The sequence below is a fragment of the Candidatus Accumulibacter similis genome, from assembly GCA_013347225.1.
Taxonomy (GTDB): Bacteria; Pseudomonadota; Gammaproteobacteria; order Burkholderiales; family Rhodocyclaceae; genus Accumulibacter; species Accumulibacter similis.
The window spans coordinates 3,809,638-3,828,758 of record CP054595.1; the positions used below are offsets into that span (position 1 = coordinate 3,809,638).

The 19,121-nt window shown below is 66.5% G+C and carries 23 protein-coding genes; 10 read left to right on the top strand and 13 right to left on the bottom strand.

Features of this window, described 5'->3' with window-relative positions; translation table 11 throughout:
• Positions 1-19 precede the first annotated feature (19 nt).
• Entirely contained in the window at positions 20-916 is an 897-nt protein-coding gene (locus HT579_16795; GenBank protein ID QKS30427.1) for an elongation factor Ts, read from the bottom strand.
• Between the two features lie 145 nt (positions 917-1,061).
• A complete protein-coding gene (gene rpsB / locus HT579_16800) occupies positions 1,062-1,805 on the bottom strand; it encodes a 30S ribosomal protein S2 (GenBank protein ID QKS30428.1) in 744 nt (247 codons plus the stop codon).
• A gap of 348 nt (positions 1,806-2,153) precedes the next feature.
• Between rpsB and map the strand changes: the two genes are divergently transcribed.
• From map to HT579_16830, 6 genes are all read left to right on the top strand, one after another.
• A complete protein-coding gene (gene map, locus HT579_16805) occupies positions 2,154-2,963 on the top strand; it encodes a type I methionyl aminopeptidase (GenBank protein ID QKS30429.1) in 810 nt (269 codons plus the stop codon).
• Entirely contained in the window at positions 2,960-5,542 is a 2,583-nt protein-coding gene (locus tag HT579_16810) for a [protein-PII] uridylyltransferase (protein QKS30430.1), read from the top strand. The genes map and HT579_16810 overlap by 4 nt, the downstream gene beginning before the upstream one ends.
• Before the next feature lie 507 nt (positions 5,543-6,049).
• Positions 6,050-6,430, top strand: coding sequence for a hypothetical protein (locus tag HT579_16815; GenBank protein QKS30431.1), 381 nt, complete (start codon positions 6,050-6,052; stop codon positions 6,428-6,430).
• A 45-nt stretch (positions 6,431-6,475) separates the two neighbouring features.
• Complete coding sequence (locus HT579_16820) at positions 6,476-6,727, top strand: HPr-rel-A system PqqD family peptide chaperone (protein ID QKS30432.1); 252 nt, start codon at positions 6,476-6,478, stop codon at positions 6,725-6,727.
• Entirely contained in the window at positions 6,724-7,668 is a 945-nt protein-coding gene (locus HT579_16825) for an HprK-related kinase A (protein QKS30433.1), read from the top strand. Before HT579_16820 ends, HT579_16825 begins: the two co-directional genes overlap by 4 nt.
• The gene (locus HT579_16830) at positions 7,665-8,771 is read left to right on the top strand and encodes a nucleotidyltransferase family protein (GenBank protein QKS30434.1); all 1,107 of its coding nucleotides are present in this window, start codon (positions 7,665-7,667) and stop codon (positions 8,769-8,771) included. The genes HT579_16825 and HT579_16830 overlap by 4 nt, the downstream gene beginning before the upstream one ends.
• Positions 8,772-9,013: 242 nt before the next feature.
• Here HT579_16830 and HT579_16835 read toward each other — a convergent pair whose 3' ends face one another.
• Both HT579_16835 and HT579_16840 read right to left on the bottom strand, forming a co-directional pair.
• Positions 9,014-9,448: a hypothetical protein gene (locus HT579_16835; GenBank protein ID QKS30435.1), complete on the bottom strand. Its 435-nt coding sequence runs from the start codon at positions 9,446-9,448 to the stop codon at positions 9,014-9,016.
• Between the two features lie 557 nt (positions 9,449-10,005).
• Complete coding sequence (locus HT579_16840; protein QKS30436.1) at positions 10,006-10,911, bottom strand: DUF3828 domain-containing protein; 906 nt, start codon at positions 10,909-10,911, stop codon at positions 10,006-10,008.
• Between the two features lie 230 nt (positions 10,912-11,141).
• Between HT579_16840 and HT579_16845 the strand changes: the two genes are divergently transcribed.
• The 4 genes from HT579_16845 (at position 11,142) to HT579_16860 (ending at position 13,354) form a co-directional block, all read left to right on the top strand.
• The gene (locus HT579_16845; protein QKS30437.1) at positions 11,142-12,023 is read left to right on the top strand and encodes a hypothetical protein; all 882 of its coding nucleotides are present in this window, start codon (positions 11,142-11,144) and stop codon (positions 12,021-12,023) included.
• A 66-nt stretch (positions 12,024-12,089) separates the two neighbouring features.
• Positions 12,090-12,593, top strand: coding sequence for an ankyrin repeat domain-containing protein (locus HT579_16850; protein ID QKS30438.1), 504 nt, complete (start codon positions 12,090-12,092; stop codon positions 12,591-12,593).
• Positions 12,594-12,683: 90 nt separating this feature from the next.
• Positions 12,684-12,923 carry a type II toxin-antitoxin system prevent-host-death family antitoxin gene (locus HT579_16855; GenBank protein ID QKS30439.1) on the top strand — a complete coding sequence of 80 codons (240 nt, stop codon included), beginning with the start codon at positions 12,684-12,686 and terminating at the stop codon, positions 12,921-12,923.
• Entirely contained in the window at positions 12,923-13,354 is a 432-nt protein-coding gene (locus tag HT579_16860) for a type II toxin-antitoxin system VapC family toxin (protein QKS30440.1), read from the top strand. Before HT579_16855 ends, HT579_16860 begins: the two co-directional genes overlap by 1 nt.
• A gap of 150 nt (positions 13,355-13,504) precedes the next feature.
• Here the strand turns inward: HT579_16860 and HT579_16865 are convergent, their stop codons facing one another.
• The 9 genes from HT579_16865 to HT579_16905 all read right to left on the bottom strand — a co-directional run bounded on the left by HT579_16865 (position 13,505) and on the right by HT579_16905 (position 19,119).
• Positions 13,505-13,912, bottom strand: a complete 408-nt coding sequence (locus tag HT579_16865; GenBank protein QKS30441.1) for a hypothetical protein — start codon at positions 13,910-13,912, stop codon at positions 13,505-13,507.
• Complete coding sequence (locus tag HT579_16870; protein ID QKS30442.1) at positions 13,902-15,038, bottom strand: META domain-containing protein; 1,137 nt, start codon at positions 15,036-15,038, stop codon at positions 13,902-13,904. Before HT579_16870 ends, HT579_16865 begins: the two co-directional genes overlap by 11 nt.
• On the bottom strand, positions 15,035-15,664 hold the full coding sequence (locus HT579_16875) for a hypothetical protein (GenBank protein ID QKS30443.1): 630 nt from the start codon (positions 15,662-15,664) through the stop codon (positions 15,035-15,037). The genes HT579_16870 and HT579_16875 overlap by 4 nt, the downstream gene beginning before the upstream one ends.
• Positions 15,665-15,797: 133 nt before the next feature.
• Positions 15,798-16,292, bottom strand: a complete 495-nt coding sequence (locus HT579_16880) for a hypothetical protein (GenBank protein ID QKS30444.1) — start codon at positions 16,290-16,292, stop codon at positions 15,798-15,800.
• A gap of 277 nt (positions 16,293-16,569) precedes the next feature.
• On the bottom strand, positions 16,570-16,863 hold the full coding sequence (locus HT579_16885; GenBank protein QKS30445.1) for a type II toxin-antitoxin system RelE/ParE family toxin: 294 nt from the start codon (positions 16,861-16,863) through the stop codon (positions 16,570-16,572).
• Complete coding sequence (locus tag HT579_16890) at positions 16,860-17,066, bottom strand: addiction module protein (protein ID QKS31683.1); 207 nt, start codon at positions 17,064-17,066, stop codon at positions 16,860-16,862. Before HT579_16890 ends, HT579_16885 begins: the two co-directional genes overlap by 4 nt.
• Before the next feature lie 182 nt (positions 17,067-17,248).
• Positions 17,249-17,866, bottom strand: coding sequence for a DUF1294 domain-containing protein (locus tag HT579_16895; GenBank protein ID QKS30446.1), 618 nt, complete (start codon positions 17,864-17,866; stop codon positions 17,249-17,251).
• Positions 17,867-18,002: 136 nt separating this feature from the next.
• The gene (locus tag HT579_16900) at positions 18,003-18,329 is read right to left on the bottom strand and encodes a maturase (protein QKS31684.1); all 327 of its coding nucleotides are present in this window, start codon (positions 18,327-18,329) and stop codon (positions 18,003-18,005) included.
• Positions 18,330-18,687: 358 nt separating this feature from the next.
• Positions 18,688-19,119 carry a DUF488 domain-containing protein gene (locus HT579_16905; protein ID QKS31685.1) on the bottom strand — a complete coding sequence of 144 codons (432 nt, stop codon included), beginning with the start codon at positions 19,117-19,119 and terminating at the stop codon, positions 18,688-18,690.
• Positions 19,120-19,121: the final 2 nt, after the last annotated feature.

Genomic DNA, 19,121 nt, shown 5'->3' on the forward strand with positions numbered 1-19,121 from the left:
TGGCTCCTTCGGTCAGGGGCTACCTCTGGGCGGCAGCGGCAGCCTGCGCCGCCACTTCGGCGGCAAAATCGTTCGAACGTTTGGCGAGACCCTCGCCAACGACGAACAGAGTGAAGCCGGCGACCGACGCCCCCTTGCTCTTCAGCAACTGGGCGATCGTCTGCTTGCCGTCCTCGGCCTTGACGAACACCTGCCCGAGCAGGGTCACCTCGTTCAGGAACTTCTGTACCGAGCCGTCCACGATCTTTTCGATCATCGCTTCGGGCTTGTTCGCTTCACGCGCCTTCTCCGCCGCGATCCGGCGTTCGCTGTCGATCAACTCGGCGTCGATGCCCGAGGCATCGAGTGCCTTCGGCTTCGCCGCCGCGATGTGCATCGCCAGATCCTTGCCGAGCTGATCGTCGCCGCCGCTGTAATCGACGAGGACGCCGATCTTCGCACCGCCATGCACATAGGAAGCGAGCTTGCCGGTGGCGGGGACGCGGACGAAGCGACGAATCGACATGTTCTCGCCGATCTTGCCGACCAGCGCCGTACGCGTCGATTCGACCGTGCCGTCGCCCATGGGCAGCGACGCGAGAGCAGCGACGTCAGGCGGGCTCTCGCGCAGCACGAGGCCGGCACAGTCGCTCGCCAGGCGCAGGAACTCGTCGTTCTTGGCGACGAAGTCGGTCTCGCAGTTGATTTCGACGATGGCACCGAGCTTGCCATCGGGCGTCCGCTGGATCGCCACGACGCCCTCGGCAGTGATGCGGCTGGCAGCCTTGCTCGCCTTCGATCCGAGCTTGACGCGCAGGATCTCTTCCGCCTTCCCGATGTCGCCGCCGGCTTCTGTCAACGCCCTCTTGCACTCCATCATCGGCGCGTCGGTTCTCTCGCGCAATTCCTTGACCATGCTTGCGGTAATTTCCGCCATTTCTTTCTCCACTTGCAGGTGCCGGCCGGCTGGCCGCAGCACCCGTCATTCAGTACGGTAACCAGTAACAGCGCTCGCGGCTGTGCCGCCGCGAGCCCACCTGCCACCCGGCATGGACTGCCGCCGGCAGGGCCTGCGGGCAGGATCAGTCGCCCGCCTCTTCCTCGAAGAACTCGTCCCCGGCGACGACATCGACCAGTTCCTCGACGAACTGGCTGCGGCCTTCGAGCACGGCATCGGCAACACCGCGGGCGTAGAGGCGGATCGCGCGCGAAGAATCGTCGTTGCCGGGAATGACGTAGTCCACGCCATCGGGCGAGTGGTTGGTGTCGACCACCGCGACCACCGGGATACCCAGCTTGACCGCCTCGGTGATGGCGATCTTGTGGTAACCGACGTCAATGACGAACAGCGCATCGGGCAGCGACGCCATCTCCTTGATGCCGCCGATCGACTTGTGCATCTTGTCCAGCTCGCGCGTCAGCATCAGCGCCTCTTTCTTGCCGAGCCGGTCGAGAGATCCGTCCTCGCACATCAGCTCCAGCTCCTTCAGGCGCTTGAGCGACTGCTTGATCGTCTTGAAGTTGGTCAGCATGCCGCCCAGCCAGCGCTGGTCGACATACGGGGAAGCGCAGCGAGTCGCCTCTTCGGCCATGATTTCGCGAGCCTGGCGCTTGGTGCCGACGAAGAGGATCGTTCCCTTGTTGGCCGACAGCTTGCGCACGAAGCTCATCGCTTCGTTGTACTTGGCCAGCGTCTGCTCGAGGTTGACGATGTGGATCTTGTTGCGCGCGCCGAAAATGTACGGCGCCATCTTGGGGTTCCAGAAGCGTGTCTGATGACCGAAATGAACACCGGCCTCCAGCATCTGGCGCATCGTTGTGGACATGGATCTTGGCCTTCTCTATCAGGGTTGGACCACCATCCGCCCAGCTACAGCCTGCCCTCATCAGCTGCACGGCAGACACCCTTGAACAGGCGGATGTGCGTATTGGGGCTGGCCACCTCGGCCACCCGGGCGTACCGCGAACGGCACACACTTCCTTGCTTGCCGGCACGGGCCAGCAAAGACCGCGGATGGTACCACCAAGACGAGGATGATTTCAATTCGGCGAGCGCAGCGAAAGCGGGTTTTTCTCCATCTCCGGAGACGATTCCCCGTTGATCGGGCAAATTGCCTAAGCCGGCCGCTTCCTTTATCCTTCCCTCCTCCCGATTCCGCCGCCGAGCGACCAGTATGAGCGTCATCCGCAAGACCCCGCAGGAAATAGCCAAGATGCGCGTCGCCGGCCGGCTCACGGCCGAAGTGCTCGACTACGTCACGCCACACGTGCGGGCGGGCATCACCACCGCCGAACTGGACCGCCTCTGCCACGACTACATCGTCGGCGTGCAGGGTTGCATTCCCGCGCCCCTCAACTACGCGCCACCCGGCTACCGGCCCTATCCCAATTCGATCTGTGCGTCGATCAACCATCAGGTCTGCCACGGAGTGCCGGGCGAGCGACCGCTGCGCAACGGCGACATCGTCAATCTCGACATCACGGTGATCAGCGACGGTTACCACGGCGACAGCAGCCGCATGTTCCAGATCGGCGAAACCTCGCTGCAAGCCAGACGACTGTGCGCGGTGAGCTTCGAGTGCCTGTGGCTCGGCATCGTCCAGGTCCGCGCCGGCGCACAGCTCGGCGACATCGGTCACGCGATCCAGAAGCATGCGGAGCACAGCGGCTACTCGGTGGTACGCGAGTTCTGCGGCCACGGCATCGGCGCCAGGTTTCACGAGGAGCCGCAGGTCCTGCACTATGGCCGTCCGCACACCGGCATCACCCTTGAAGCCGGAATGATCTTCACCATCGAGCCGATGATCAATGCCGGCAAGGCCGCCGTCAAGACGATGGCCGATGGCTGGACGATCGTCACCAAGGATCACAGCCTCTCCGCTCAGTGGGAGCATACCGTCCTGGTCACCGAGAGCGGTTACGAGGTCCTCACCGTTTCATCGGCCACGCCACCGCAACCGGACTGGATCGGCCAATCCGGATGATCACTGCCGCGACCGGTCGCCAGTCTCTGGTCGAGCAGTGCCGCTCTCGACTGCGTGAAGGCCAGTCCGAACTGCGGCAGCGCTTTCTCGACAACGAAGACGCGCCACAGCTGCTGCAGGCGCGCTGTGCGCTGGTCGACGCAGTGCTCGGCGACCTCTGGCAGGCGCTGGCCCTGCCGCCGGAGCTGACACTGCTGGCGGTCGGCGGTTATGGCCGCGGTGAGCTCTACCCCGTTTCCGACGTCGATATCCTGCTGCTGCTGCCGGCAACCCCGGAGCCGGAGCTGACGAGCCGGGTCGAGTTCGCCGTCGCGCTGTTCTACGACATCGGTCTCGAGATCGCACCCAGCGTGCGCACGGTTGCCGAGTGCGCGCAGGCCGCTGCCGGCGACCTGACGATCTGCACCGCCCTGCTTGAAGCCCGCCTGCTGACCGGCGATCGCCGGCTGTTCACGGAAGTCTGCCGGGAGCTTCGCGAGGGGCTCGATGCGCAGAGCTTCTTCGACGCCAAGCGGATGGAGCAGGAGGAGCGCCACCGCCGCTACCAGGACTCGCCGTACAGCCTGGAACCCAATTGCAAGGAAGCCCCGGGCGGCTTGCGCGATCTGCAAACGATCCTCTGGATCACGCGCGCTGCCGGCTTCGGCGACTCCTGGGAGGATCTCGCACGGCACGGCTTCATTACCCGCGACGAGGAAGAGCAACTGCTGCGCAGCCTCACATTCCTGCAGCGTCTGCGCTGCCACCTGCACCTGCATGTCGGCAGGCGCGAGGACCGCCTGCTCTTCGACCATCAGACGGCGCTCGCCGGCCGCATGGGTTTCGTGCCGACCGCGACCCGCCTGGCCAGCGAGCGGCTGATGCAGCAGTACTACCGCACGGCGAAGATGGTGACGCAGCTCAACACCATCCTGCTGCAGAACATTGGCGCCGCGATCTCGCCACCGGCGGAACAGGAACCATCGCCGATCAATGAACGTTTCCGGAAGACGCACGAACTGCTCGATGTGGTCGCCGACGACGTCTTCCAGAAAAGACCGGCGGCGCTGCTCGAGGCCTTCCTGCTGATGCAGCAGCATGCAGACCTGCAGGGAATGACCGCACGCACACTGCGCGCCCTGTGGCATGCGCGGACGCTGATCGACGACGAATTCCGCCACAACCCGGACAACCGCCGCTGCTTCCTCAGCATCCTGCAGCAGTCGCGCGGCGTGCTGCACGAACTCCGGCGGATGAACCAGTTCGGCCTGCTCGGTCGCTATCTGCCGAACTTCGGCAAGATCGTCGGCCAGATGCAGCACGACCTGTTCCACGTCTACACCGTCGACCAGCATACCCTGCATGTGCTGCGCAACCTGCGCCGCTTCCTCGCCGACGAGTTCACCCACGAGTATCCGCTGTGCAGCGAGCTGATGAGCGATTTCCCCCGGCAGTGGGTGCTCTACGTCGCGGCCCTGTTCCACGACATCGCCAAGGGGCGCGGTGGCGACCACTCTGAACTCGGTGCGGTCGACGCCGCCGAGTTCTGCGCTGCGCACGGCGTCGACCCCGAGGACAAAGAGCTGATCGTCTGGCTGGTACGGCATCACCTGCTGATGTCCAGCGTCGCCCAGAAGCAGGATATCGCCGACCCGGAGGTGGTTGGCGCCTTTGCCGCGACGGTCGGCGGGGAGAGGCGACTGGTTGCCCTTTATCTGTTCACCGTCGCCGACATCCGCGGCACCAGCCCGAAAGTGTGGAACACCTGGAAGGGCCAACTGCTCGAACAACTGTTCAGGAGTGCCTGCCGTACCCTGCTCGACGGCGACGAGGCACCGGTCCGGCAAGGGATGATCGAAGAGCGCCAGCAACAGGCTGTGCGGCTGCTGCGCTACTTCGCGCTGCCCGATTCCGTTCACCAGCGGCTGTGGAAGCAGCTCGATACCGTGTACTTCATGCGCCATTCGGCGGAAGAGATCGCCTGGCACACCCGCTCCCTGTACTACCGGATCGGTCGCGAGGAGCCCCTGGTCAAGGCACGGCTCAATCCGCAGGGCGAAGGTCTCGAGGTGCTGGTCTTCACCCGCGACCAGCGCGACCTGTTCGCTCGCCTGGTCGGCTTCTTCAGCCGCTCCGGATACACCATCGTCGACGCCAAGATCCATACCACGCGACATGGCTACGCGCTGGACACCTTCATGCTGCTCGACCTCGGCGACCGCGGCAGCGATCGCGACATGATCAGCTATGTCGAGCACGAACTCAGCGACCGGCTGCGCCGGCGAGGGCCGCCGGAGGGCCCGGGCAACGGGCGGCTGTCCCGTCAGGTGAGGCACTTCCCGGTGCAGCCGATGGTGACCATCGAGGAAGACGAGAAAGGCACCCACTACGTCCTTTCGGTCAGCGCGACCGATCGTCCCGGACTGCTGTACACCATCGCCCTGACCCTGGCAGCACATCGGGCCAACCTGCACACGGCAAAGATCTCCACCCTCGGTGAACGCGTCGAGGACACATTCCTGATCAGCGGCGGCGACCTCCGCGATACCGCCAGCCGCATCAGGCTGGAAACCGAGCTGATCGAACGCCTGAAGCTCTGAGGCAGCGAGCGGCGCCGGCCGGCGAACCGTCGGTGCATCCGCGGCGCGGCCCGTCCACGACCTGCCCGTTGCCCGCCGGTCTGCCCGTTCGCGATTCGCCGCCGCGCGTGGCGTCCATCCGGGACTGCGCGCGCCGGTCCGTTCACCGGCTCTGCAAGCGGGCGGGCGCCGCGCCAGGCGCCAAGCAACTGCCGGCAGTGCGTCGCAGCCAAGGAACGACGCGACGACAGGTGTCGGTTTTTTTTACACCTTCCGCCAGCAAGACTGGCCACAGTCGGAGAGTGATATTCTACGACAATGATTTACTGAAACATTGTCGCACCCGGAAAGTGATGGCACATAACTTGCTTGAATAGGTCAAGAAAGGCAGGGGGTCACCGGCCGCGGTGCCACAGTGACCATCATTGCAGGCTTTCTCGGCGAAGCGTGATGTAGTGGGCAAGCATCGGCGAACCGGAACGTCTAGAATGATTTTGCTCAGGCCGAAATAGATACCAAGGAAAACACATGTCAGAGACCTCAAACGAGAGAACCGAGCAGCGGCGCCAGTTGCTCAAGAAGGCGGCGGCCGTGCCGGCGATCTTCGTTCTGCCGTCCACCGGCAGGGCCGTGGCAAGCAGCAGTCTGCACGCCTGCGTCGAGAAGGGTCTGATAGCGAACAACAACAGGCCGATTCCGCCGATCCTGCCCAAGGACCAGACGGACCAGTGGGTTCGCCAGTACCAGGCAGGAATCGACCAGGGAGCCGACACGAAGATCGAAGGCAATGTCCTGCAGTACGACTACACCACCGGTAACGTACCAAGGCCGGTGGCGCACGCGTCGTGCTGGAACTCGATCAATCCCACCGGGCCGCAGGCGGATCCGAATACCAACCTGATCCCGTAACCTTCCACGCCAGGCGAACCCCGGACCGCCTACGTCCGCAGCCTGATGCAGCCACTGTTTCGCCGGCTCGGCGAAGGTGCAGTCGCTTTCGACCAGAGGAACTGGCAGACGCACATTCTCACCCCGGCTGCCGCGGTCATCTTCGAGGCGCTGAGCGAGATCGGCGACGGCGAACAGCCGCTGCCCCTGAACCGGGCCCTGCCCTTTCTGCGCGACGAACTCGAAGTCGACACCGACACCCCGGAAATCCGCCAGGTGTTGCGTTCTCTGCAGGAGATGGGCATGCTTGGCGGATGACTGCCGAGCCGCTCCGCCTGCGCAACCTATCTCCCGTCATCCTCCGCCAGCGTCTTGCCAGTGCTTCGCTCGCGCTCGACTATGGCGCAGCGGTGGTGCGCGTCGGATCCGACCTCGGTGGCTTCGTCACCGACCTGCAGCGCGTCTATGGCGCCTTTGCGCTGGTCGACGCCGCCTTCGCCGACTTCCATACCCAGGTCCGCCGCGGCAGGGGAGTACGCGCCTACCTGCGTCCGCAGTCCCGTTTCCTGATCGACGGTGTCCAGCCCTTCGATCCCTTTCCCCAGGAGCAGGCGCTGGCACACTTCGAGTGGGGGGTCAACTGGTGCTTTGCGCAGCGCTTCAACCAGCACGTCCTGCTGCATGCCGGCGCCCTCGCGCTTGCCGACCGCGGCATCATCATGGCGGCACCGCCCGGCTCCGGCAAGAGCACGCTGACGGCGGCGATGATGCTGCGCGGATTCCGCCTGCTGTCCGACGAATTCGGCGTCCTCTGTCCGCGCAGCGGCCAGTTGTGGCCGATGCTCAAGCCGCTGGCGCTGAAGAACCGCTCGATCGACATCATCCGCGACTATGCCGAAGAAGTCATCCTCGGCCCGGTCTACCGGGGCACCCGCAAGGGTGACGTGGCGCACCTCGCTCCCGGCGAGGGAAGTGTCGACGCCCGCCGGCTGCCAGCACGCCCGCAACTGGTCATCTTTCCCAGCTTTCGCGAAGGGGCGACCTTGAGCCTCCGCCGGCTGCCGGCTGAGCAGGCGTTCGCCAACCTCGCCTTCAACAGCTTCAATTACGAGTTGCTCGGCGCCACCTCATTCAACGCCGTGGCCGACGTCATCGAGAACTGCCCGGCTTTCGCGCTCGAGTACAGCCGCCTGGATGACGCGATCGAAGCGGTCCGATCGTTGCTTGCCGACTCGACCGCAGCGAGGAACGGCGCATGAGCGATCACCGCGCCGCCGCCAATCCGTTCCACCTGCTGCAGCTCCTGCGCGAGCCCGGACGGGTGCGCGACCTGCAGTTGAGCGACTGGGATGCCTTGATCCGTCTGGCGCGCCGGGCAAGACTGCTGGGGGTGCTCGCCCACCGCATCCAGTCACGCGCCGAGCATCTGGCTGTCGTTCCGGACTGCGTCCGCGGCCATCTCGATTCGGCGATCGTGTATTCAGCGTACCGCGTCCACCTGCTGCGCATGGAGCTGGCCGCGCTGGACCGCGTGCTGCCAGCCGACGTACGCGTCGCCGTCCTCAAGGGCGGCGCCTATATCCTACAGGACCTCGCGACGGCGCGTGGTCGTCTGCCGAACGACGTTGACCTGCTGGTCGGCCGCGACGACCTGCGACGCAGCGAAGCGGCCCTGCTGGCCGCAGGCTGGGAGGCGCAGGCGGTAGACGACTACGCCGACCGCTACTACCGGGAATGGAGTCATGAACTGCCGCCGCTGCGCTTTCCGGAGCACCCGATGGAAGTGGACCTCCATCACACGATCAGCCCGGTCACCGGTCGCCTGCGGCCCGACCGCGCGCTGCTCTTCGCCGGCCTGCAGGAAGTTGCCGGACAGCGCTTCCTGGTACTGCATCCGCTCGACCAGATTCTGCACGCCGTCATCCATCTCTTCCAGGATTCCGAGCTGGTCGACAACCTGCGCGACCTGGTCGACATCGACAGCCTCCTGCGGACCCACCTGCAGTCGACAGAAGACTGGCTGGCACTGGCAGCGCGTGCCGGCCGACACGGCGTCGAGCGTCCGTTGTGGTATGCCCTGCGCTACTGCCATCGCTGGCTGGCGACGCCGGTACCCGACGGACTGCCGCTGCGCCCGCCGCCGATCGCCATGATGCGGCTGATGGACTGGCTCTATCCGCGCTGCACCCTGCCCCGACTGCCAGATCGGCCGCCGACGATCGGGCGCCGGGTCGCCGTCCGCCTCGGCCTGGCCCGCTACCAGTGGCTGCGCATGCCACCCGGACTGCTGCTGCGCCATCTCGGCCACAAGAGCGTGCAGGCAGTGCGCTGGCGCCCGGCGGCGCAACGCGGGGCCGACTGAGAGGGGCTTGCCGACGCGCGGATGACGCCGGATGCGCCTTGCGCCGACGGGATGACCGCCGCCCTGGCACGGCGCGCGACGGACCCGGGCGGCCCGGGGGCTCCAGTCCCCCTGGCGGACGACCGAGGCCACGCGAGCCGGTCACCGGACGCTGCGCACGCTCGCTTTGCTGCGATCGGAGCAAGGAAAGGGCCCGCACGGGGCCCCACGAAACGGCCGGGTGTTGGCCAGCCCGAAGCTGCTCAGCGGCAGACGCGCCGACCGTCAACGATCCGACAGTCCGCTGCCGTACGCACCTCGGCGTCGCGCACCTCGGCCTCCCGCGCAGGAGCCACTTCAACGGCCCGGGCGGGAGCCACTTCAACCGCCCGGGCGGGCGCGACCTCAACGCCGCGCACCGGAACGGGCTCGACAGGCTTGCGGACCTCGACGACGCCTGCCGCCGTTTCACACTCGGCGCGACGAACGCCATCTACACAGGTCACCGCGTAAGCACCGGACCCAAAGGCCATCGCCAGGACGGCAGCCGGCAGATTGATTGCTGAAACGTTCATGGTTCTTTCCTCCAGAAAATGGACTTTCAGGTTGCTGCACTGCACCCGCTCCGCGAAGCGGAATCGATCTCCCTCGCAGGAAGTTTGCACGACGCAGCGATGGACGCGCTTGGCACCATGCATCCGCTTGAACCGGATATTGCCACTGATCCGACACCGGACGCCAGGGAACGTCGCGGGCGCCCCCCAACGCGGGCCGTACTGCCACCGTAGGCGCCGGCATGCTCGTTGCCGCCGCCACGCGCATGTCCCGAACTGCCGCCCCAACGGCTGCCGTGCGCCGAGGCACCACGACCGTGCCCGGGCGCCCCCCAACGCGGGCCGTACTGCCACCGTAGGCGCCGGCATGCTCGTTGCCGCCGCCACGCGCATGTCCCGAACTGCCGCCCCAACGGCTGCCGTGCGCCGAGGCACCACGACCGTGCCCGGGCGCCCCCCAACGCGGGCCGTACTGCCACCGTAGGCGCCGGCATGCTCGTTGCCGCCGCCACGCGCATGTCCCGAACTGCCGCCCCAACGGCTGCCGTGCGCCGAGGCACCACGACCGTGCCCGGGCGAGCCGCCGCGACCCTTTGCGCTGGCGCATGCCACAAGCTGCGACGGTTTGCCCCCGGGCTGTCGCAGCCACCTGCAAGGCAGCAGCCAACCCGGCCCCCTCGACGACAGACCGCCACGCCGCCTCAGCCCGATTGCGCCTGCAGCAACCCGCGCAGCGTGGCGCCGCCCGGGTAACGCAGGTCATCGACCCGCCAGCGGGAACCCTCGCGCAACAGCAGCACCTCCACCTGCCAGTCCCGCGAGCCGTCGCCGAACCGGATGGGCACGCTTGCGCGCGCGCCGTCGATGCGCGCGCGTCCCGGAACGAAGCGCTCGGGATATTCCTGCGAGTCGCTGAAGGGGTCGCCGTTGATCGGTGGCACCTCGTCCTGCGGCCGTGGCCGTTTGAAGTAGTCAGCGATGGCGCCGCGCAGGCCGGTCGTCAGGCAGGCGCGCTTGCGCGCGACCGAGGCGGGATTGAAAGCCATGTCGCCGGTCATGTGCAGACGCAGCAGTTCCACCGTCGTCGCCTCGGGCGAGTCCGCTGCCGCGGTGCGCGTCAGCGTCCACACCACGTTGTCGAGACCGAGCAGCGCCCTGCCGGATGTGAGCAGATGGTAGTCGAAGATTCCGCCGTCGCACGTCACCCGCAGGCTCAGCAGCGGCAGCTGCGCGATGCCGAGCGCGCGCGCAGCCTGCCCGGCGGGCGACGGCAGACTGCCCTGGAACAAGCCCGGCGCCGGCGTCAGGACGAATTCGTAGCGGGCCGCCGCACAGGCCAGCGGCTCGGGCGCTTCGACCCGGGTGGCGGCGAAGCGCAGCGACTTGCCCGCCAACCAGCGATCCGGCGGCGGGCGGGTCTTCGCCGGCGCCCAGGGCGCGACCACGCCGCGCCCGATGCGCCACTCGGTCTGCGGCGGCCAGGTATCGAAAGCGCCGACGCCCAGCGGCGCGAGGCAGAGGAACGACGCCACGAGCGTGCGCCGGACGCCGCGCCGGCGCCACCGCAAGGCACACGGCAGCACATCGCCTCCGCCGTTCGTCATCATCGCAGTCCTGTCGCCATCGCCATCGCCATCGCCATCGAAGGGCGGATAATAACCCGGATGGTTCGGGCTTCCGGCGCCGCTGAAGAGCGCACTGGCGGTACAGCGCCCAATGCCCCGGCCCCCCGGCCCCGCACCAACGCCCAGCGGTGTTGCGGCACGGAACGGCAGCCGGCCTGAGGGACAACATTCAACGGAACCCGGGGCGGTCTTCCCGGGTCGCGGGAGACGCCATGCTGGACCAGAGCCTGTCGTTCGCCACCCTCCCCCTCCTGCTCGTTTCGGGGCTGGCGCTGCTGAAGGGCATCGCGCGGCTGATCGCGGCATTGCCGGGCGGCGAGCTGGCGAAGCTGCCGCTCGCCAGCGGGGGGTCGGCGGACGTCCGCGAAGCGGGAGAAGTGCTCCTTTCGCTGTGTGGCAAGCGCGGCAGCACGGCCTTCGCCGGTGCGTCCCTTGCCTTGCACGACGCCGCTGGCGCGGCAGTGCCGTCGAGCGCGATCGCGATCCGTCTGCTGCGCTACGGCCTGGACGGCGAAACCACAGTTGCCGTGCGCCGCTTCGCGATTCGCGCGCCGGGCCGCCATCGGCTGCAGGCCTCGGGCTGCGACCCGGAACCGCTCACCGCCAACAACCGCCTGGTGCTCGCCAGGCCCGGCGGCACGCCGCTGTTCCTGAGCGTGCTGTCGGTCGTGACCGCCGCGGCCGCTTTGCTCGCCGGCCTCGTCTTCTCGGCCCTGTCGGCCTTCGCCCAGCCGGCAATGGCCGGCGTCTCGGTGCCGGCCGTGGGCAGCCCCGCGCGCACCGCGATCCTCGACGCGGTGCGGAGCGAACTGCGACTGGCCCGCGACGGCGGCAGCCGGTTCAAGGTCTTCCACCTGAAAACCGCCGGCGCCTGGGCCTACTTCGAAGGCAACGAGATCGTCCCCGTCGAGGGTCGCGAGTGGCAGGAGACCGATCTGACGGTGAAAGCGCTGCTGCGCGAGGAGGACGGCCGCTGGCGGGTGCGCGCCCTGTGGAGCCTGCCCGGCAACGAACGCCTGCCGCTGCGGCAATTCGAGCGCCGGCTCGCCGAGTTGCGGCTGCGCTGGCAACTGCCGGCAGGGCTCTTTCCGTAGGCGATCATGCAGGCGGGTGAGCGGGCGACGGATGGAGGGCGATGCGATGAGGGCAGCAGGGAATGGATGCTGGCGCAGGGCGCCAACCCGGACGCGCGCGACGGCGATGGGCGAACCCCGCTTCATCTCGCCAACCAGACATCGGCAGCGATTCTCCTGCGCCACCAGGCGGACACACGTCTCACCGACCGCCAAGGCAACACCGCGCTGCATGTCGCAGCGGAAGACAGTCGGGGAACGTGCCGGCTGCTGGTACAGGCCGGCATGCCGGTGAACGCCCGCAACGCGTCCGGCCTCACTCCCCTGCATATCGCCGTACTGGCGGGCAGGACGCAGGTCGCCGAAGAACTCGTCGCGCTGGGGGTCGACGTCAACGCGCGGACGGTCGCCAAGTACTCCTACAAGCCGTCCTTCGTCGGCTGGGACGTGCAGGGCATGGAAAGCGACGTCCCCGCCGGCGCGACACCGGTCTCGCCGGCGCGTCAGCTGCACCGGAAGAACCGGTGGGTGAGCGGCAACCGCTACGCGGAACTGCCCGAATACCTGATCGGCAAGGGCGCCGTGCAATGAAGCGCGTGCGTGCGCGACGTGGCGACAGAGGCTTGCACGGGATACCGGGCCCTGCTACGCTTCTGGTCACGCAGATGACCAGAAGCACACATGACCACCTGTACCGTTGCCCACGCCAAGGCCCATCTCTCCGAGCTGCTCGACCGCGTCGAGAAGGGTGAGGAACTCGTCATCACGCGCCGCGGCAAGCCGGTGGCGAGCCTGGCGCCGATCCGCCCTGCGCCGCGCGGCCCCGACTGGACGGCAATCCGCGCCTTCCGCGAGTCGCTCCCGACAGGCGGCAGTACGGCGACCGAGTTGGTGCGGGCATCGCGCGAATCGCGCTTCTGATGCTGTACCTCGATACCGCTGTAGTTCTGACGCTGTTCGTCGGCGAGCGCACGTCGGGTGCGGTGGAATCGTGGCTGGCGCAGCGGCCACAGCTGCTTGCCTTCAGCGATTGGGGTCTGACTGAATGCGCGTCGGCGCTTGGTATCAAGTGCCGCCGCAGGGAGCTGGACGCGGAAACGGCGGCGCGAGCCTTTGCGGCGATCGCCGCCTTTGCCCGTCAATCCTGTGAGCGGATCGTCTGCGCCGCACAACATCAGGCTGAGGCGCAGGCGATGCTGGGTCGCTTCGACCTCAACCTGCGTGCGGGCGATGCGCTGCATCTGGCGATGTGCCGACATGCCGGCGCTACGCTGCTTGCCTACGACACCCTGCTGCTCGCCGCGGCCAGCGCTCTGGGGATCAAGGCGCTCAACCCGCTTGGCCGTGGTTGATCGGTGAGCCCATGGCTCGGGCGTTTGCCACCCCGCTGACCACATGTCCCGTTGGCATTTGCCAGCACCGATCGCTGGAGCTGTCCGGAGATCCTGCGGTGCCGGCCGATCCTCCTGCCAGGACACCCATGCGGCCGCCCGGGATGCCGCTCAAGCCCCGGCGGCGCGCCGCCGTCGCGCGGCCCACCAGGCCAGCGGCGCGGCGAGGAGAAAGGCGACTCCCTGCAGGACCGGCGTCAGCACGACGCCGATGGCGCTCTGCGCGTCGGGGTGCCAGTAGATGGCATCCAGCAACAGGTAGAGGCCGCCGCCGACCACCAGCACGACCGCAACACACCACGGCAGCACGGGTTGTCCGCGGCGCTGCAGGGCGAGCAGCAGCCCCGCCAGCGCCGCATGCGGCACCGTCAGCCAGAGCGCCAGGAACGCAAACGCGCCGGCGCTGCTCGGCTGCAGCCTGACGACGAAGAAAAGCGAGACGCCGACTCCTCCCAGAAGCACCAGCAGGGTCAGCCGCAGCGGCCCGCCTGGCGCCGGCGCCGCGGCATCAGCCGCCATACACCAGCGGCTCGGGAATCTCGAAGTGCTCCTCGCCGTTGAAGCTCACCCGCCAGCCGCGCTCGTTGCGTGTGAAGCTCATCGCCTGCGGTGCGTCCGCCGCCTTCGGCTCGCCCCGGACGAAGAGGATGCGTCGCTGGCGGTCGCCATCCCAGCGCAGCACGACGGTCGCCGTGCCTTCGAAGCCGCGCCGCACGACCAGAGCCTCGCAGCTGCGCGCCTGCGAGTACAGCGGTTCGCATGGCGTCGTCGTCCTGGCGTGATGGCGGGTACCGGGCAGCACGGCATCGGTCGCCGCCGGCACCGGCCTGAGCGGTGTTCCGGTGACGCCGATCGCCAGCGTGAAGTCGCTCACCTCGTTGCGACGTGCGGCTGCGCGGTACAGGAACACGCGGACCGTGTAGACCCCGTCATCCGGCAACAGTCCGTCGAAGCGGTTGCCGATCTGCTCGCCGATCGCCATCGCGGCATCGTGCGCAGCGGGCGGCAGCAGGTTGAAGTAGGTCGCGCCGTTGCTTCCCTCGAGGCTCACCGTCATGCGCTGGCCGGCACCGGCGCGCAGCTCGTAATCGATGTACTGACGGCCGACGATGCGCGCGCCAATCACCGTCGAGTTGCTGCCCTTGCCAAACTGCACGGGCCTGACGATGCGCTCGTTGTCCTGCCTGGCAGCGGCGCCGGACAGTGGTGCCAGCGGCGCCCACTCGTAGATGCCGCCGTCGGCCAGCAGCGAGAGGTAGAGCCTGCCATCCTTGAGCAGGTACGAACGGACATGCGCGAGGTCGCGCGCGATACGTTCGTCGAGATGCGGCGGCGGGCACATCGCGCGCGTCGCGGCGATCGGGCCGAAGCTCAGCGTGCCGGACGACCCGTCGGCGGCCGCTTGCACGTGGTAAGTACCACTGCCGCGGTTGCAGTCGAGGCGCAGCGCGGCGCGCCCGTCGCGCCCGAACTCGAGCGTGAATCGGCCCGGCTCGTGCACGCGCGTGGTGCCCTGCGCGTCATCCATCGACTGGACGGCGAGCAACTGCCAGGACGTTCCCGCCAGTTCGTGGCTGGCCGCCGGCGCCATGGCCGACAGGCCGGCGAGAAGCAGCCCGCCGAGCAGCGCAGCGCGGCCGCTCATCCGCCGAAGATCGCCGCTTCGGGAACCTCGTAGCGCTCGTGGCCGGCGCGGATCCTGAACAGGTCGGCTTCCTTGCTCGCCTTGAAAGTCATGTCGCCATCGGCCTGGCTCAGGTCGGCAGCGATCGCCTTGCCTTTCTCGAAGAAGATGCTGCGCTTGCGTCCATCGGGCAGGCTGACCGTGAGGGTCGCCGTTCCCTGCCCTGCGCGCTCGACCGAGAACGGACACTGCCCCATCGGCTGCCCCTTCGTCTGGGCACAAGGAATGCTCCCGGTGGCGGTGCCGCCGGCGTGGGCTGGCTGCCCGCCAGCGGCGCCAGCGCCGCTGGCGTTCTCGAAACCGGTCACCGTGCACACGCCGTTGGCCCTCCCCTTGCCGGTATAGAGGACATCGGGCGCCCGACCGGGGTTGTTGGTCACCGAGATGGTGATGTAGCCGGCCTTGAAGTCGTAGGCATTGTCGTCGTACTTCTTGACCCTGGCGTTCTGGCCGTTGATGTAGACGACGCCGCTGCGACCGGCATCGACGTTGATGTCGGTCGGGCAGGTGGCGACGAACACCGGCATCGCGGCAAGGGCGGAACCGGCCGCCGAGGCGGCGGCGATGACGAGCAGTTGACGGATCATGGATGTCCTCCTGATGGGTTGGGGTGCCGGTGCAGTTGCCGTCGACCAAGTTGCCGGGCACCCGTCCGGCCATCGACGGGCCGCAGGCGAGCGTGAACTCCTGGTGCAGGCGCTGCCGGACCAACGCCCGGCGTCAGTTGCCGATGTGCATCTGGTACTTCGCCCCATTGGCGAAGGAACAGGTGCCGGCACCTTTGTACGGTGTGCTCATCTGGTACTCGCACGACATGTACATGCCGCGCGGCGAGTAGGCGCTGGCAACACCGCGCCGGTCGTCGTCCGAGACACGCGTCGCCTCGCCATTCAGGACTTCGCCTTCGTAGTCCACCACGAAGCGGCCCTTGCCGGTCATCATGTTCGTCACGCTGCCACTGACGACGCCCGTCCTGGTGGCCATTTCATTGGCCGGATAGAGACGTACCGACAAGGTTGCCGGGGCACCGGGCTTGCCCGCCGCAGCAGCTGGGACCGAACCGGGCGGTGGCGCCACCGGGTAGTAGCCATAATAGGTGGTTCCGTCAGGCGCCGTGGCGGGTACCACGTAACACCCTGTCACGAGCAGCGAGCCGATGGTGACTGCAACCACCGCGACCGCGCATCGACGGTTTTCGCCTCGTCCATTCATCATCTGTTCCTCCAAGGAGACGCGGTCACCCGGATGCGGTGACCCAAGTCGGCATCGTAGCATGATGCACGGGAGCGCTCACGCCGCGCCTTATCCGGCCTCGCCGGCCTTCGCTGGCCGCCCCTGGCTGCAGCGACTGCGCTCTGTTGCCGGAAAGCCGCGACTGCAACACACCCCCGCCGCAGGCAGCACCTGCGCGAGGAGCGTAGGGGCAACTCCAGTTGCCGGTCGTCGCTTTCGCATACAACGTGAGTAAGCTGGTCGAAGTGACAACGGAGTACTACTTCCGATGCCCCCAGTAGCCTGGGCGCCGCCGGTGATGCGCGACGGCAAGAATCCAAATCTCCTCTGCGCCAACCTGATGGATGATGCTGTATGGGAACCGACGGAGAGTATATCGACGACGAGTGTCACGGAATACCGCGCCAAGCAGAGGATTGGCCAAGACGAGATTGGCCGTTCGCTCAAACTCCGCCACAAACGCGGGACCAAGCTCAGCAGTCGCTTGCAGCGCATAGAACGTGGCCGCATCGTGTAGTTCGGCGAGCGCCAGCGGCGCAACGACGAGCTTCATTTCAGCGATGCACGTACCTGTGCAAGCGCGTCAGCAATTGGAATGACCTGCACCACTCCGCTCTCGATATCAGAAATCCTCAGCGCAGTTTCCACCGCCCACGCTTCCTCAATGTCAGCATCTTCGTCGAGACTGGCAAGCAATGGCTGGGCCAAAGCTGCGCGCTCGCCGGGTGTCAGCTGCAGGGCTTCGGCTTGCAGCATTTCGAGTTTATTTCCCATGCCGAGTACCTTCTTGGAGAGAAGTCATTGTACGGGGAGCCCAGTGCCAGGTGATGGTGACGCCCAGCGTTCGGGCTGATCCGCCGCCGAGGAGCGAAGCGACGAGGGAACCACAAGCGCGCGAAGCCCGCTTGTGGCGGTCGGATCGGGCGCTGTGTCAGGCCTCATTGTGCTGCCCATAGCGACCGGCCCACTGGGGAACACAGTACAACAAAGGCGATGACATTGACTGCAACTGTGCCCCAAAACACTGCCCGGAACTCGGCCTTGACGGTCTTGTGGCGAAGGAACTGCTGCGCAAGCAAAGCACCTGGCCAGCCACCGATGAGTGAGAGGCTGTGAAGGGTGGTCTCTGACGTCCGCCAGGCGCCACGCGTGGCGGCCGACTTATCAAAGAAGTAAGCAATGAAGGTGATCATACTCACCCCCACGTAGATGCCTGCGACCAGGCGCGGCGGTCTCCATAGCACGGCAACGATGGCGAAGAGAATGAGAAACGCGGGGATGGCGAATAGCGTGGCAGTACCCCACTGCGCAGGGGAATCACGTTCGACACTTCGGCGGCTGCGAACGACTCGGATTGGTTCGACGTTCTTGGCGCGCTTCTTGCCCTCTGTGCCAAGCTCAACCTCGAATGAAACGAGCTGACCAATCTTTGGGCGCTCAGCGCGGGTACGGAAGGCTTTGACGTGAACAAAGATCTCCTGTCCGCCCTGCGTTGGCTCGATGAAGCCGAAGCCGCGTTCGTCGTTCCAGGATTTGATGACGCCTTCGATTCGCATGGCGAGAAATTGGTGAGTTCAACGTTTGCGCTGAGCCGCGCGCGCAGGCATGGCGCTTGGCCGGCTGTACGGATGATGAACCACTCCGGGAAGCCGGCCAAGCGCCATGCCGGAGCGAGTTGGCTCGAGCGAAGGGTTAGCGAAGTAATCGGGCCGCGGCCGCAAATGGACCGTGTGCGGACTTGCTGGTATGCCACGCTTCACGCACAGACACGCCGCGTTTGCGCAGTTCCCGATAGCCCGCTCGACCCCATTGCTTCCAGAGATGGCAGCGTAACTTGCGTCGTACCCACTTGTCGAGGTCGCGCAAAGGGCTCAGCACTTCGGCGATTCCGAAGTACGCTTTCCAACCAGGCAGGGTTTCTCCAAGCTCTGCGACGACGGCGGCGAAGGTACTGCCTCGCGTCCAACGGGTCGGTTCCCGCACGCGGTCGTTGAGCTTGTCGATGGCCTTGCCGGCCACCTTGAGCTTGGCAGCGTTGCGGCTGACCGTGAAGCCCAGCAACTTGCGGTTGATGGGCCGATCGAGCGCGCCTTTCGTCCTCCGTGCGCCGAACACAATCCCGGACAGAACTCCTCATATGGCATGACCTGTTCATGTCTCGCTCGCCAATGTGCGTCGATACCGTCCCACCCGTTGCCCTGGAAGACATGACCGCACTGTGGGCAGACGCGCGGTGGTTCAGTCTTGAGCTCTTTCTCGCAGCAAAGACAGGGCCTCTGCATAGTGATCTCCCAAAGCCCCCAACGCTCGAGTTCAGCCGCGTTGCGGAGCGCAGCGTAGCGTAGCAACGTCGGCTGTAACCCTTTTTGGGCCTCAGTCACACGATGTGCGAAACCTCAACGTCGCCCCAATGCGACTTGAGGTACTCGGCGACCAGCCGCCGGTGACAGTAATGCGGCTTGTCCTCGCTGCAGAGCAGGCAGCCGTCCGCGATCACGGCCGGGTCAATCTTCTTCTCGATCTCGCGCTTGCGCATCAACTCCAGAAACTTCTGCTCGTACACGCCCCAGTCGCCCTTATTCTTCTTGTACTCGTCGAGGATGTCCTGCGTCGGGGTCAGCTCCGGCACATGGACGTAGTCCATGTGGCAAATCTCGCGCAGGAAGAACTGCAGGTCATTGCGCTTGGCAAATCCGGCCAGTTGCGAGACGTTGTTGAGACGCACATCCACCACACGTTTCGCACCAGAACGCGTCAGCTTGCCGAAGAAGGCTTCCGCCGACTTCTTGGTGAATCCGATGGTGAACAGTT

Excerpts from the sequence above, each read along its gene's own strand:
- HT579_16830 (QKS30434.1), top strand. The coding sequence starts at position 7,665 with ATGAGCGATCACCGCGCCGCCGCCAATCCGTTCCACCTGCTGCAGCTC.
- HT579_16875 (QKS30443.1), bottom strand. The coding sequence starts at position 15,664 with ATGATCCGTCAACTGCTCGTCATCGCCGCCGCCTCGGCGGCCGGTTCC.
- HT579_16890 (QKS31683.1), bottom strand. The coding sequence starts at position 17,066 with ATGCTGCAAGCCGAAGCCCTGCAGCTGACACCCGGCGAGCGCGCAGCT.
- HT579_16855 (QKS30439.1), top strand. The coding sequence starts at position 12,684 with ATGACCACCTGTACCGTTGCCCACGCCAAGGCCCATCTCTCCGAGCTG.
- map (QKS30429.1), top strand. The coding sequence starts at position 2,154 with ATGAGCGTCATCCGCAAGACCCCGCAGGAAATAGCCAAGATGCGCGTC.
- HT579_16825 (QKS30433.1), top strand. The coding sequence starts at position 6,724 with ATGACTGCCGAGCCGCTCCGCCTGCGCAACCTATCTCCCGTCATCCTC.
- HT579_16870 (QKS30442.1), bottom strand. The coding sequence starts at position 15,038 with ATGAGCGGCCGCGCTGCGCTGCTCGGCGGGCTGCTTCTCGCCGGCCTG.
- HT579_16860 (QKS30440.1), top strand. The coding sequence starts at position 12,923 with ATGCTGTACCTCGATACCGCTGTAGTTCTGACGCTGTTCGTCGGCGAG.
- HT579_16845 (QKS30437.1), top strand. The coding sequence starts at position 11,142 with ATGCTGGACCAGAGCCTGTCGTTCGCCACCCTCCCCCTCCTGCTCGTT.
- HT579_16885 (QKS30445.1), bottom strand. The coding sequence starts at position 16,863 with ATGAAGCTCGTCGTTGCGCCGCTGGCGCTCGCCGAACTACACGATGCG.
- HT579_16815 (QKS30431.1), top strand. The coding sequence starts at position 6,050 with ATGTCAGAGACCTCAAACGAGAGAACCGAGCAGCGGCGCCAGTTGCTC.
- HT579_16795 (QKS30427.1), bottom strand. The coding sequence starts at position 916 with ATGGCGGAAATTACCGCAAGCATGGTCAAGGAATTGCGCGAGAGAACC.
- HT579_16850 (QKS30438.1), top strand. The coding sequence starts at position 12,090 with ATGCTGGCGCAGGGCGCCAACCCGGACGCGCGCGACGGCGATGGGCGA.
- HT579_16840 (QKS30436.1), bottom strand. The coding sequence starts at position 10,911 with ATGATGACGAACGGCGGAGGCGATGTGCTGCCGTGTGCCTTGCGGTGG.
- HT579_16810 (QKS30430.1), top strand. The coding sequence starts at position 2,960 with ATGATCACTGCCGCGACCGGTCGCCAGTCTCTGGTCGAGCAGTGCCGC.
- HT579_16880 (QKS30444.1), bottom strand. The coding sequence starts at position 16,292 with ATGATGAATGGACGAGGCGAAAACCGTCGATGCGCGGTCGCGGTGGTT.
- HT579_16895 (QKS30446.1), bottom strand. The coding sequence starts at position 17,866 with ATGCGAATCGAAGGCGTCATCAAATCCTGGAACGACGAACGCGGCTTC.
- HT579_16835 (QKS30435.1), bottom strand. The coding sequence starts at position 9,448 with ATGCATGGTGCCAAGCGCGTCCATCGCTGCGTCGTGCAAACTTCCTGC.
- HT579_16820 (QKS30432.1), top strand. The coding sequence starts at position 6,476 with ATGCAGCCACTGTTTCGCCGGCTCGGCGAAGGTGCAGTCGCTTTCGAC.
- HT579_16865 (QKS30441.1), bottom strand. The coding sequence starts at position 13,912 with ATGGCGGCTGATGCCGCGGCGCCGGCGCCAGGCGGGCCGCTGCGGCTG.
- rpsB (QKS30428.1), bottom strand. The coding sequence starts at position 1,805 with ATGTCCACAACGATGCGCCAGATGCTGGAGGCCGGTGTTCATTTCGGT.